The organism is Pseudomonas sp. DTU12.3, from assembly GCF_004124275.1.
Lineage (GTDB): Bacteria > Pseudomonadota > Gammaproteobacteria > Pseudomonadales > Pseudomonadaceae > Aquipseudomonas > Aquipseudomonas helmanticensis.
The window spans coordinates 532910-545269 of record NZ_CP027218.1 but is presented as its reverse complement, the minus strand read 5'-3'; the positions used below and the strand labels follow the sequence as shown (position 1 = coordinate 545269).

The following is a 12360-nucleotide window of genomic DNA, read 5'->3' as shown; positions in this document are numbered from 1 at the left end:
CTACACACTTGCAGGAGCGAGCAATGCTCGCATATTGCGGATTGCGAGTCTGCGGGCCGGGTCATTCAACCCAAGCCTGACAGACCCGCTCCTACAAATCGCCGATCACTTGGTGGCGGCGCCATCCGGTACGAACACGTAGCCCACGCCCCAGACAGTCTGGATGTAGCGCGGTTTCGACGGATCGGGCTCGATCATCCGGCGCAGACGGGAGATCTGCACGTCGATGGAACGCTCGAGGGCATCCCACTCGCGGCCACGGGCCAGATTCATCAGTTTGTCGCGGGTCAACGGCTGACGCGCGTTCATCACCAACGCCTTGAGAACCGCGAACTCACCGGTGGTGAGCATGTGCACCTCGTCACCACGCTTGAGTTCGCGAGTGGCCAGGGACAACGTGTAATCGCCGAAGGTGACGTTTTCGTCTTCGCTGCCCGGGGCACCAGGAACCGACGGTGCCTGACGACGCAATACCGCTTTGACCCGAGCCATCAGCTCATCCGGGTTGAACGGCTTGGCCAGATAATCGTCGGCGCCCAGTTCCAGGCCCTTGATCCGGCTCAGCTCGTCGCCCTTGGCGGTAAGCATGATGATCGGAATCTGATTGTTCGCGCCACGCAGGCGGCGGCAAGCCGTCAGGCCGTCTTCGCCCGGCAGCATCAGGTCGAGGACGACCAGATTGAATACTTCACGCGATAACAGACGATCCATCTGCTCGGTGTTCGGTACGGCGCGGGCACGGTAGCCCTTGCTGACGAAGAAACGCTCCAGCAGGCTGCTCAGCCCCGGATCGTCATCAACGATAAGAATTTTTTCGCCTTCAGCAGTTTGTGCAGTGCTGCTCATTGGATGCTCCTTTTAGCTCGGCGCGCATTATGGCGTAGCTGTCGTTATACGCACCGTGTGCATTGTTAGCAGATTTTTCCTTCACTGCCAGAAAACCGGGGTTTATGCCTACAGACTGCAACGCCCCCGAATGTCAGAACGCTGGTTATAATGCGCGGCGTTTTGTGCCAGGCAACGTCTGAATCGTTACCGTAAATGGCCGGCACTTTTTCCGGCACTGTGCAGTAATTGTTCGATTTCACGGGTCAATGGTCTGCCTTTTGACCCAGGCAGCGGCAATCTTCAAGCCGCTCAACCAGACTCCGGGCCTTTATTTCCGTGCCTGCGAGCCTGCTTTCACAATATGTCAGGTGGTTTTATGGACAGCATCAACAGCCGCATCGCCGAGGAACTCGGCGTACGCCCACAACAGGTCGAAGCGGCCGTCGCGCTACTCGATGAAGGCTCAACCGTTCCCTTCATCGCCCGTTACCGGAAAGAAGTCACCGGCAGTCTCGATGACACCCAGTTGCGCCATCTGGAAGAGCGCCTGCGCTACCTGCGAGAACTCGACGAACGGCGTATCAGCATCCTCGCCAGCATCGAAGAGCAAGGCAAACTCACCCCGGCCCTCGAACGCGATATCAAACTAGCCGACACCAAGACTCGCCTCGAAGACTTGTACCTGCCGTACAAGCAGAAGCGCCGCACCAAGGGCCAGATCGCCCTGGAAGCCGGCCTCGGCGACCTCGCGGATGGCTTGTTCAACGACCCGAACCTGGCCCCGGAAACCGAAGCCGCACGCTTTGTCGATGCCGAAAAAGGCGTGGCCGATGTCAAGGCAGCCCTCGAAGGCGCCAAATACATCCTCATGGAACGCTTCGCCGAAGACGCCAGCCTGCTGGAAAAACTGCGCAGCTACTTGAAACAGGAAGCCACCCTCAGTGCCCGCGTCATCGCCGGCAAGGAAGAAGAAGGCGCCAAGTTCCGCGACTATTTCGAACACGATGAGCCGCTGAAAAGCATGCCGTCGCACCGTGCGCTGGCGATTTTCCGTGGCCGTAACGAAGGCATTCTCAGCTCCGCGCTGAAAGTCGGCGACGAGCTGCCGGGCACCATGCACCCGTGCGAGGGCATGATCGGCCAGCAATTCAACATCCAGAACCAGAACCGTCCGGCCGACAAATGGCTCGGTGAAGTGGTGCGCTGGACGTGGAAGGTCAAGCTCTATACCCACCTGGAAACCGACCTGCTCGGCGAACTGCGTGACGGCGCCGAAACCGAAGCGATCAACGTGTTTGCGCACAACCTGCACGACCTGCTGTTGGCCGCCCCGGCTGGCCCGCGCGCAACCCTGGGCCTCGACCCGGGCCTGCGTACCGGTTGCAAGGTGGCCGTGGTCGATTCGACCGGCAAGATGCTTGATCACGCCACGGTTTACCCGCACGTGCCGCACAACAAATGGGATCAGACCATCGCCATTCTGGCTGCCCTGTGCGCCAAGCACTCGGTCGATCTAATCGCCATCGGCAACGGTACCGCCAGCCGCGAGACCGACAAACTGGCGATCGAGCTGATCAAAAAATACCCAGCCATGAAGATGACCAAAGTCATGGTTTCCGAGGCCGGTGCATCGGTGTACTCGGCGTCGGAACTGGCGGCGAAGGAATTCCCGGATCTGGACGTGTCGATCCGTGGCGCCGTCTCAATCGCCCGTCGTCTGCAGGATCCACTGGCTGAACTGGTGAAAATCGATCCGAAATCCATCGGTGTCGGCCAATACCAGCACGACGTTTCGCAGCTGAAACTGGCGCGCGGTCTGGACGCTGTGGTCGAGGACTGCGTAAACGCCGTTGGCGTTGACGTGAACACCGCTTCGGTGGCGCTGCTGGCCCGTATCTCCGGCCTCAACTCGACGCTGGCGCAAAACATCGTTGCTCACCGCGACGAGCACGGCGCGTTCAAAACCCGTGCAGCGCTGAAGAAAGTCGCCCGTCTGGGCGAAAAAACCTTCGAACAGGCTGCCGGTTTCTTGCGCGTGATGAACGGCGACAACCCGCTGGATTCGTCGGCAGTGCACCCGGAAGCCTATCCGCTGGTGCAGCGTATTGCCGCTGAAACCGACCGCGACATCCGCTCGCTGATCGGCGACGCAAGCTTCCTCAAGCGTCTGGATCCGAAGAAGTTCACCGACGAGACGTTCGGTCTGCCCACCGTCACCGACATTCTGCAAGAACTGGAAAAACCGGGCCGCGACCCGCGTCCGGAGTTCAAGACTGCGGAGTTCCAGGAAGGCGTTGAAGATCTGAAAGACCTGCAACTGGGGATGATCCTCGAAGGCGTCGTCACCAACGTGACCGCGTTCGGTGCATTCGTCGACATCGGCGTGCATCAGGACGGTCTGGTGCACATCTCGGCGCTGTCGGAAAAATTCATCAAGGACCCACGCGAAGCGGTGAAGGCCGGTGATGTGGTGAAAGTGAAGGTCATGGAAGTCGACATCCCACGAAAACGCGTTGGCCTGTCGATGCGCATGGGCGACACCCCAGGCGAGAAAATCGACGGTGCGCGTGGTTCGCGTCCGGGCTCGGCGCAGCGCCAGCCGTCAAACAACGCGCCACGCAAGGAAACCGCAACCGCAGCGCCAGTGAACAATGCGATGGCCTCGCTGTTCGCAAACGCCAAGCAGTTGAAGAAACGCTGATGGAAATTCCGGCCGGGCTCGTCGAGAGCGCGTTTTTCAAGCTGTTGGGCTGCCGCCTGCACAGCCTGGAAACCGGGGTGGCGCAAGTCGCCCTGGGGCTGGAACCCGAACTGCGCAATCGCGGCGGCAAATTGCACGGTGGCGCGCTGTTCAGTCTGGTCGCGCCATGGGGCTGGCCTGTTCCAGCACCCACGGCTTCGATCAGCAAAGCGCGACCATCGAGTGCAAGATCAACTATATCCGCGCCGTTTCCGACGGTGAGGTCATGTGCACGGCACGGGTTATCCACCCGGGCCGCCGCACGTTGGTGGTTGAAGCCGACGTGATGCAGGGCGACAAACTGGTCGCAAAAGCGCAAGGCACGTTCGCTGTCCTGTAGCTACCGGTCATCATTTTGAGTTAATTTCGGCGCAACGAATCCTGTAGGAGCTGCCGCAGGCTGCGATCTTTTGATTTTGTTTTGCATAGCAAGATCAAAAGATCGCAGCCTGCGGCAGCTCCTACAGGTATGTGTGCGGCTGACCGGCTAGAAAAACCAGGCGATAACGCCAGTTTCAACTTCACCCTTGTAGACCGTCCTGCCCACCCCCATATTGGGGCGACTGACGCGTGAAGGAATCCAAATTGAGCGAACTTCTCAACCGCCGCCTGGCTCTGCTCGGCGAGCGCGCTAACCTCTCTCTGCTCGAGCAGTGCCTGCACGGTATCGAACGTGAATGCCTGCGCGTGTCCAGCGAAGGTCGCCTGGCGCAAACGCCGCACCCCGAAGCCTTGGGTTCCGCGCTGACCAACGAACAGATCACCACCGACTATTCCGAGTCGCTGCTGGAATTCATCACGCCTGCCCTGCCGGATCCTGCCGACACGCTGGCGAGCCTGGACAAGATTCATCGTTTTGCCTACAGCAAGCTCGGCAACGAGTACCTGTGGAGTCCATCGATGCCGTGCCCGTTGCCGGCCGAGGAAGACATTCCGATCGCCTATTACGGCACCTCCAACATCGGTCAGCTCAAGTACGTCTATCGCAAGGGCCTGGCCCTGCGCTACGGCAAGACCATGCAATGCATTGCCGGGATTCACTACAACTTCTCGCTGCCGGAAAAGCTCTGGCCGTTGCTGCGCGAAACCGAAGGTTTTGTCGGCACGGATCGCGACTTCCAGTCGTTTTCCTACATCGCACTGATCCGTAATTTCCGTCGCTACAGCTGGCTGCTGATGTACCTGTTCGGTGCGTCGCCAGCGCTGGATGCAGGGTTCCTGCGGGGGCGTTCGCATCAACTCGAACAACTCGATCCGGACACCCTGTATCTGCCGTACGCGACCAGCCTGCGCATGAGCGACCTCGGTTACCAGAGCAACGCCCAGGCCGGTCTGACGCCGTGCTACAACGATCTGGCGAGCTACACCGACAGCTTGCGCAAAGCCGTGGCCACGCCGTACGCACCGTACGTTGAAGTCGGCACGCACAAGGATGGTGAGTGGGTTCAGCTCAACACCAACATCCTGCAGATCGAAAACGAGTACTACTCCAACATCCGCCCGAAACGCGTGACCTACACCGGCGAGCGGCCGATTCAGGCGCTGGTGGCCCGTGGCATTCAATACGTTGAAGTGCGTTGCCTGGACATCAATCCGTTCCTGCCGATGGGCATAGACCTCACCGAGTCGCGCTTCCTCGATGCGTTCCTGCTGTACTGCGCGCTCAACGACAGTCCGTTGCTGACCAACACGTCCTGCGGCAACGCGACGTCGAACTTCCTCAGCGTGGTCAAGGAAGGTCGTCGTCCGGGTCTGCAATTGCAGCGCGACGGTCAACCGGTCGAAATGAAGACCTGGGCTGCCGAGCTGCTGGAGCAAATCGCGCCACTGGCGGCGTTGCTGGACCAGAGCCATGGCGGCGATGCGCACAGCAAGGCGCTGGATACGCAACTGGCCAAGGTCAGCGATCCGTCCCTGACGCCATCCGCGCAGGTGCTGGCGGCGATGGCTGAGCACAAGGAAAGCTTTGCGCAGTTCTCGTTGCGTCAGAGTCAGGCGCATGCCGAGTTTTTCCGCAGCGAGCCGTTGGCGGCGGATGAACAGGCGAAGTTTGAGGAGTTGGCGCGTACGTCGCTGGCAGCGCAGGCTGAGCTGGAGCAGAACGAGGTGGGCGATTTTGATGTGTTTGTCGGGTCGTATCAGGCGAGTATTTTGGCGATCAGCAATTAAAAGCCCCTCACCCTAGCCCTCTCCCGGAGGGAGAGGGGACTGACCACGATGTTGATGCGAAGTACACCGACCTGCAATACCGCGCCGAACTCAGGCCTTGAAATCCACAGCGATCGGCTCCCTTTCCCCCTCGCCCCCTTGGGGGGGAGAGGGCTGGGGTGAGGGGGAAAAAATCTCAAGCCATAACTAAAACTCAAATACCCCCCAATCGACCGGAGTTTTAGATTTTTCCGCTCATAAGCTCATTCGAAAAAGTTATTTATTTACTGATTCTTAGATCATTTAGTCTCCTTTCACGCCGACGCTCGGTCGCCTGATATGGAGCTGTTCAATGAAACTGAATTTCCCGCTTCGCCTGCTCGCCGTAGCCTCTCTGGCTGCCGCGAGTTTTCTGGCTCAGGCCGCCGACCTCACCGTCGCCTACCAAACCACCGTTGACCCGGCGAAAGTCGCCCAGGCCGACGGCGCTTACGAAAAAGCCACCAAAGCCGATATCGCCTGGCGCAAGTTCGACAACGGCGCCGACATCATCGCCGCCATCGCCTCCGGTGACGTGCAGATCGGCTACCTCGGTTCGAGCCCGCTGACCGCCGCGATCACCCGCAAAGTTCCGGTCGAAACCTTCCTCATCGCCACTCAGATCGGCGCAGCCGAAGCACTGGTCGCTCGCGACGGTTCCGGCATCAAGACTCCACAGGATCTGATCGGCAAGAAAATCGCCGTGCCGTTCGTGTCTACCGGTCACTACAGCCTGCTCGCCGCGCTGAAGCACTGGAACATCGACCCATCGAAAGTCACCATCCTCAACCTCGCGCCACCGGCCATCGTTGCTGCGTGGAAACGCGGTGATATCGACGCCACCTACGTTTGGGATCCGGCACTCGGCGTAGCCAAAGAAAACGGCAAAGTACTGATCACTTCCGGCGAGCTGGCCAAGTTCGGCGCGCCGACTTTCGATGCGTGGATCGTGCGCAAAGACTTCGCCGAGAAGCACCCGGAAATCGTCACCGCGTTCGCCAAGGTCACCCTCGACGCCTACGCCGATTACCGCAAAGACCCGAAAGCCTGGCTGGCCGATCAGTCCAACGTCGACAAACTGGTGAAACTCTCCGGCGCCAAGGCCAGCGACATTCCGCTGCTGTTGCAAGGCAACGTCTACCCGCTGGCGGCTGACCAGGTCGTCACCCTCGGCGCGCCGACCACCAAAGCCATCACCGACACCGCCGCGTTCCTCAAGGAGCAAGGCAAGGTCGAAGCCGTTCTGCCGGACTACGCGCCGTACGTCAGCGCCAAATACATCACCAACTGATCGGGAGTTAACCGCGATGGCCTTGCTACAGCTGGAGCGCATCAGCGCACAGTACCCGGGCAGCCCGACACCGGTGCTGGCGGATATTTCTCTGACCCTGGGGCCTCAGCAATTGCTGGTCGCCCTCGGCCCGTCCGGCAGTGGCAAGACTTCGCTGTTGAACCTGATTGCCGGTTTCGTTGAACCGAGTACCGGGCGCATCACCCTCGACGGCGTGCCGGTCAAAGGCCCGAGCGCCGAACGTGGCGTGGTGTTCCAGGACGACGCCTTGCTGCCTTGGCAGGACGTGCTGGCCAACGTTGCATTCGGTCTGGAACTGGCCGGCGTCGCCAAGGACAAACGCGAAAAGATTGCCCGCGAAATGCTCGCACTGGTTGATCTTTCCGGTTTCGAAAGCCGCCGGATCTGGCAACTTTCCGGTGGCCAGAAACAACGCGTCGGCCTCGCCCGCGCCCTCGCTGCTGACCCGCGTGTGTTGCTGATGGACGAGCCTTTCGGTGCCCTCGACGCGTTCACCCGCGAACAGATGCAGGAGCTGTTGCTGCAAGTCTGGCAACGCACCGCCAAGCCGGTTTTCCTGATTACCCACGACATTGAAGAAGCGGTGTTCCTCGCCACTGACCTGATTCTGCTCGCGCCGAATCCGGGGCAGATCGTTGAGCGTCTGCACCTGGATTTCGGTCGGCGCTACGCCGCCGGCGAGTCCGCACGCGCGATCAAATCCGATCCGCGTTTTATCGAAACCCGCGAACACGTGCTGAGCAAAGTGTTCTCGCAACGCAGCGCCGGGCAACGGCAGGAGCGCGCATGAGCAGTTACGACGTTTCCTCGGCTGCGGTAAAACCGGTCAGCGCATCGGTGGTGACTCCGGTGCGCCGCAGCCTCAGCACGCGCTGGATCAGTCTGCTGACCTTGTTTGCATTGTTAGCGATCTGGTGGGCGGTAACCGCCACCGGTTTGATTGAGCCGCTGTTCCTGCCGCCCCCGTCCGCCGTGCTGCAAAAGGGCTGGTTGCTGGCGACCACCGGCTACATGGATTCGACGTTGTGGCAGCACCTGGGCGCGAGCCTGAGCCGCATCGGTCTGGGTCTCGGTTTTGCGATTCTGACCGCCGTGCCGGTGGGCATTGCCATCGGTGCCAACCGCATCGCCCGTGGTGTACTCGATCCGTTGATCGAGTTCTACCGCCCGATTCCTCCGCTGGCTTATCTGCCGCTGATCGTGATCTGGTGCGGCATCGGCGAGTTGTCGAAAGTGCTGCTGATCTATCTGGCGATTTTCGCGCCGATCGCCATCGCTACGGCGACCGGTGTGCGCACGGTTGATCCGGCGAAATTGCGCGCAGCGCAGTCGCTGGGCGCAACGCGCGTGCAGCTGATTCGTCATGTGATTCTGCCGAGCGCCCTGCCGGACATTCTCACTGGCGTGCGCATTGGTCTGGGTGTCGGTTGGTCGACGCTGGTCGCGGCCGAATTGATCGCCGCCACCAGCGGCTTGGGTTTCATGGTGCAGTCAGCCGCGCAGTTCCTGGTCACTGATGTGGTGGTGCTGGGGATTCTGGTCATCGCCCTGATCGCCTTTGCCATGGAAATGGGCCTGCGTGCCCTGCAACGCAAACTGGTGCCGTGGCACGGCCAGGCCCACTAAAACACTTTTTTGAATCACCCCCTGTAGGAGCTGCCGAAGGCTGCGATCTTTTGATCTTGTTTTTAAAAAGATCAAGATCAAAAGATCGCAGCCTTCGGCAGCTCCTACAGGGAGGTGGTTATCCGCAATTGAAGAGAAAGACCATGAGCAGCCTCAACATCACCCCGTTAAGCTCAGCCCTCGGCGCGCAAATCAGTGGCGTCGACATCAGCCAGCCGCTGTCCCTGGAACACCGCGACGCCATTGAGCAGGCACTGCTCAAATACCAGGTTCTGTTCTTCCGCAACCAGCCGATCGAACCATCGCAACAGGCACGCTTTGCGGCGTACTTCGGCGACCTGCACATTCACCCGATCTACCCGAACGTGCCGGAACAGCCGGAAGTGCTGATCCTCGATACCGCCGTCACCGACGTGCGCGACAATGCGATCTGGCACACCGACGTAACCTTTCTGCCGACGCCGGCGATGGGCGCGGTACTCAGCGCGAAATTGCTGCCGGAGTTTGGTGGCGACACGCTGTGGGCCAGCGGGATTGCCGCGTATGAAGCGCTGTCGGCGCCGATGAAAGGTTTGCTCGAAGGGCTGACCGCCACGCACGATTTCACTCGCTCGTTTCCGCTGGAACGCTACGGCAATACGCCGCAAGCGCTGGCGCAATGGGAAGAAGCGCGGCGCAAGAACCCACCGTTGTCGCACCCGGTAATACGCACGCATCCGGTCAGTGGGCGGCGCTCGTTGTTCGTCAATGAAGGCTTCACGTCGAAAATCAATGAGTTGTCGGAAACCGAGAGCGAGGCGATTCTGAAGTTTCTGTTCGCCCATGCGACGCGACCGGAATTCACCATTCGCTGGCGCTGGCAGCAGGACGATATTGCGTTCTGGGACAACCGCGTGACCCAGCATTACGCAGTGGATGACTACCGGCCGGCGCGGCGAGTGATGCAGCGAGCGACGGTGTTGGGGGATGTGCCGTTTTTTCGCTGAGCCGTTTTTACAGCCAAAAGCCCCTCACCCTAACCCTCTCCCGGAGGGAGAGGGGACTGACCGAGGTGTCTGTACAAGCTACATCGACCTGAAATATCGGGTTGAACTCAAGCTTTGAAAGGCATGAAGATCGGCTCCCTTTCCCCCTCGCCCCCCTGGGGGAGAGGGCTGGGGTGAGGGGGTTGGATCTTGCTGATACAACCCAATCGTCATCACTCCGCCGTCGAAGGCTTCTCCCACAGGTTGATCCCGCCCTCTTGGGCAAAGCGGTCAATCTCCGCCAGTTCTTCAGCACTGAAGCTCAAATTCTTCAACGCGCCGACGTTCTCGATAATCTGCTCCGGCCGGCTCGCACCGATCAGTGCCGAGGTCACCCGGGGATCACGCAGCGTCCACGCCAGCGCCAGTTGCGCCAGGCTCTGACCACGACGCTTGGCGATCTCGTTCAGTGCGCGCACGTGAGCGATGTTGGCGTCGGACAAGTGCGAAGCCTGCAGCGAGCCACCGCCCGGACGATTGACCCGCGCATCCGCCGGCACGCCGTTGAGGTATTTGTCGGTGAGCAGACCTTGCGCCAGCGGCGTGAAAGCGATCACGCCGGTGCCGAGTTCTTCGGTGGTATCGAGCAGGTCTTTTTCCACCCAGCGATTGAGCAGGTTGTACGCCGGTTGGTGAATCAGTAACGGCACTTTCCACTCTTTCAACAGCGCGGCCATTTCGCGGGTTTTCACGCCGGAATACGACGAGATACCGATGTACAACGCCTTGCCCTGTTGCACGGCAGTGGCGAGGGCACTGGCGGTTTCTTCCAGCGGGGTGTCCGGGTCGAAGCGGTGCGAATAGAAGATATCCACATAGTCGAGACCGAGGCGTTGCAGGCTCTGGTCGAGGCTGGCCAGCACGTATTTGCGCGAGCCGCCGCCCTGACCGTAAGGGCCGGGCCACATGTCCCAACCGGCCTTGCTGGAGATGATCAGCTCGTCGCGATACTGCTTGAAATCTTCACGCAGCAAACGGCCGAAATTGATCTCGGCACTGCCGTACGGCGGGCCGTAGTTGTTGGCCAGGTCGAAGTGGTTGATGCCCAGATCGAACGCGGTACGCAACAACGCGCGCTGGGTGTCGATCGGCGTGCTGTCGCCGAAGTTGTGCCACAGCCCCAGCGACAGCGCCGGCAGCACCAGACCACTGCGCCCGACGCGGCGGTAAGGGATGGAGTCATAACGGTTTTCGGCAGCGGTGTAAGTCATCGAATCCTCTCTTGTCTGTCTTGAAATGGGTGTCGACTGCTTCGCGAGCAGGCTCGCTCCCACAGGTAAATGCATTCCAAATGTGGGAGCGAGCCTGCTCGCGAAGGTTTTTACACAAATCTGTTGTGGGGTCGGGCGAGGCCAAGATTCTGGCGCAACGTCCGGCCCTCATACTCTGTTCTAAACAACCCACGACGTTGCAGTTCCGGTACCACGCCGTTGGCGAAGTCTTCGAGGCCGCCTGGCAGATGCGGCACCAGCACGTTGAAACCGTCCGCCGCACCCTGCTCGAACCATTCCTGCAAACGATCAGCGATCTGCTGCGGCGTACCGACCAGGCTGTAATGCCCGCGCCCGCCAGCTATCTTGCGCCCCAGTTCGGCAAGGCTCAGGTTCTCCCGCCCCGCCAGCTCAGTGAGCAATTTCTGCCGGCTCTGCTGACCGCTTTCCGTCAACGGCAACTCCGGCAACGGCCCGTTCAGCGGGTACTTCGACAAATCGAAGTTGCCCAGCATACGCCCAAGCAAGGCGACGCCGACCTCGGGTTCGACTAATTGCTGAAACGTTTCACATTTTTCCTGCGCTTCGGCTTCGGTACGGCCGACCACGACAAAAACCCCCGGCATGATTTTCAGCGATTCGGCGCTGCGCCCGTATTTCGGCAAGCGCCCTTTGAGGTCGGCGTAGAACGCCTTCGCATTGGCCAGCGAAGTCTGCGCGGTGAACACCACCTCAGCCGTTTGCGCCGCCAACTCGCGGCCGATTTCGGAAGAGCCGGCCTGAACGATCACCGGCTGCCCCTGCGGCGAGCGCGCAACGTTCAGCGGACCTTTGACCCTGAAGTGTTCACCGACGTGATCCAGCACGTGCAACTTCGCAGGGTCGTAATACACCCCGCTCGCCTTGTCGCGCAAAAACGCATTGTCCTCCCAACTGTCCCAGAGCCCGGTGACCACCTGATGAAACTCGCGCGCACGACTGTAGCGTTCGGCATGGCCAATATGTTCGTCGCGGCCGAAATTCAGCGCCTCGGCAGCATTGTCCGAGGTCACCAGATTCCACCCCGCTCGCCCGCCCGACAAATGATCGAGCGAAGCGAATTTGCGCGCCACGTGATACGGCTCGTTGTAACTGGTGGTCGCCGTGGCTATCAGGCCGATGTGCTCGGTCACCGCACTCAGGGCCGAGAGCAACGTCAGCGGTTCAAAGTGATCGGAGCGCGCCATGCGGCTGGCGATGTTCTGGGTCGGCGCGGCGACGCTGTCAGCGACAAACAACGCATCGAATTTCGCCGCCTCGGCAATCTGCGCCAGCTGTTTGTAATGGGCGAAATCCAGACCCGCATCAGCCGGTACATCCGGATGGCGCCACGCCGCGACGTGGTGCCCGGTGGCCATGAGAAACGCGCCGAGTTTCAACTGTCTGCTCATC

9 protein-coding genes and 1 pseudogene are annotated in these 12360 nt (G+C 60.4%); 7 read left to right on the top strand and 3 right to left on the bottom strand.

The window, feature by feature from the left end; translation table 11 throughout:
- Positions 1 to 105: 105 nt before the first annotated feature.
- Positions 106 to 846, bottom strand: a complete 741-nt coding sequence (gene ompR, locus C2E19_RS02400) for a two-component system response regulator OmpR (RefSeq protein WP_129387599.1) — start codon at positions 844 to 846, stop codon at positions 106 to 108.
- A gap of 358 nt (positions 847 to 1204) precedes the next feature.
- On the opposite strand from ompR, the gene C2E19_RS02395 reads away from it, so the two are divergent.
- The 7 genes and pseudogenes from C2E19_RS02395 (at position 1205) to tauD (ending at position 9679) form a co-directional block, all read left to right on the top strand.
- On the top strand, positions 1205 to 3529 hold the full coding sequence (locus C2E19_RS02395) for a Tex family protein (protein WP_129387596.1): 2325 nt from the start codon (positions 1205 to 1207) through the stop codon (positions 3527 to 3529).
- A pseudogene (locus C2E19_RS02390) lies at positions 3529 to 3908 on the top strand (PaaI family thioesterase). Before C2E19_RS02395 ends, C2E19_RS02390 begins: the two are co-directional and overlap by 1 nt.
- Before the next feature lie 245 nt (positions 3909 to 4153).
- Positions 4154 to 5737, top strand: coding sequence for a glutamate--cysteine ligase (gene gshA / locus C2E19_RS02385; RefSeq protein ID WP_129387593.1), 1584 nt, complete (start codon positions 4154 to 4156; stop codon positions 5735 to 5737).
- Positions 5738 to 6068: 331 nt separating this feature from the next.
- Complete coding sequence (tauA, locus tag C2E19_RS02380) at positions 6069 to 7046, top strand: taurine ABC transporter substrate-binding protein (RefSeq protein WP_129387590.1); 978 nt, start codon at positions 6069 to 6071, stop codon at positions 7044 to 7046.
- Positions 7047 to 7062: 16 nt separating this feature from the next.
- Positions 7063 to 7857 carry a taurine ABC transporter ATP-binding subunit gene (tauB, locus tag C2E19_RS02375; protein WP_129387587.1) on the top strand — a complete coding sequence of 265 codons (795 nt, stop codon included), beginning with the start codon at positions 7063 to 7065 and terminating at the stop codon, positions 7855 to 7857.
- A complete protein-coding gene (gene tauC, locus C2E19_RS02370; RefSeq protein WP_129387584.1) occupies positions 7854 to 8693 on the top strand; it encodes a taurine ABC transporter permease TauC in 840 nt (279 codons plus the stop codon). Before tauB ends, tauC begins: the two co-directional genes overlap by 4 nt.
- A gap of 143 nt (positions 8694 to 8836) precedes the next feature.
- Positions 8837 to 9679, top strand: a complete 843-nt coding sequence (tauD, locus tag C2E19_RS02365; RefSeq protein WP_129387581.1) for a taurine dioxygenase — start codon at positions 8837 to 8839, stop codon at positions 9677 to 9679.
- A gap of 212 nt (positions 9680 to 9891) precedes the next feature.
- Here tauD and mgrA read toward each other — a convergent pair whose 3' ends face one another.
- The gene (gene mgrA, locus C2E19_RS02360) at positions 9892 to 10929 is read right to left on the bottom strand and encodes an L-glyceraldehyde 3-phosphate reductase (RefSeq protein WP_129387578.1); all 1038 of its coding nucleotides are present in this window, start codon (positions 10927 to 10929) and stop codon (positions 9892 to 9894) included.
- Positions 10930 to 11039: 110 nt separating this feature from the next.
- Complete coding sequence (locus C2E19_RS02355; RefSeq protein WP_129387575.1) at positions 11040 to 12359, bottom strand: LLM class flavin-dependent oxidoreductase; 1320 nt, start codon at positions 12357 to 12359, stop codon at positions 11040 to 11042.
- Position 12360: the final 1 nt, after the last annotated feature.

Excerpts from the sequence above, each read along its gene's own strand:
- ompR (WP_129387599.1), bottom strand. The coding sequence starts at position 846 with ATGAGCAGCACTGCACAAACTGCTGAAGGCGAAAAAATTCTTATCGTT.
- C2E19_RS02395 (WP_129387596.1), top strand. The coding sequence starts at position 1,205 with ATGGACAGCATCAACAGCCGCATCGCCGAGGAACTCGGCGTACGCCCA.
- tauA (WP_129387590.1), top strand. The coding sequence starts at position 6,069 with ATGAAACTGAATTTCCCGCTTCGCCTGCTCGCCGTAGCCTCTCTGGCT.
- tauB (WP_129387587.1), top strand. The coding sequence starts at position 7,063 with ATGGCCTTGCTACAGCTGGAGCGCATCAGCGCACAGTACCCGGGCAGC.
- tauC (WP_129387584.1), top strand. The coding sequence starts at position 7,854 with ATGAGCAGTTACGACGTTTCCTCGGCTGCGGTAAAACCGGTCAGCGCA.
- tauD (WP_129387581.1), top strand. The coding sequence starts at position 8,837 with ATGAGCAGCCTCAACATCACCCCGTTAAGCTCAGCCCTCGGCGCGCAA.
- mgrA (WP_129387578.1), bottom strand. The coding sequence starts at position 10,929 with ATGACTTACACCGCTGCCGAAAACCGTTATGACTCCATCCCTTACCGC.
- C2E19_RS02355 (WP_129387575.1), bottom strand. The coding sequence starts at position 12,359 with ATGAGCAGACAGTTGAAACTCGGCGCGTTTCTCATGGCCACCGGGCAC.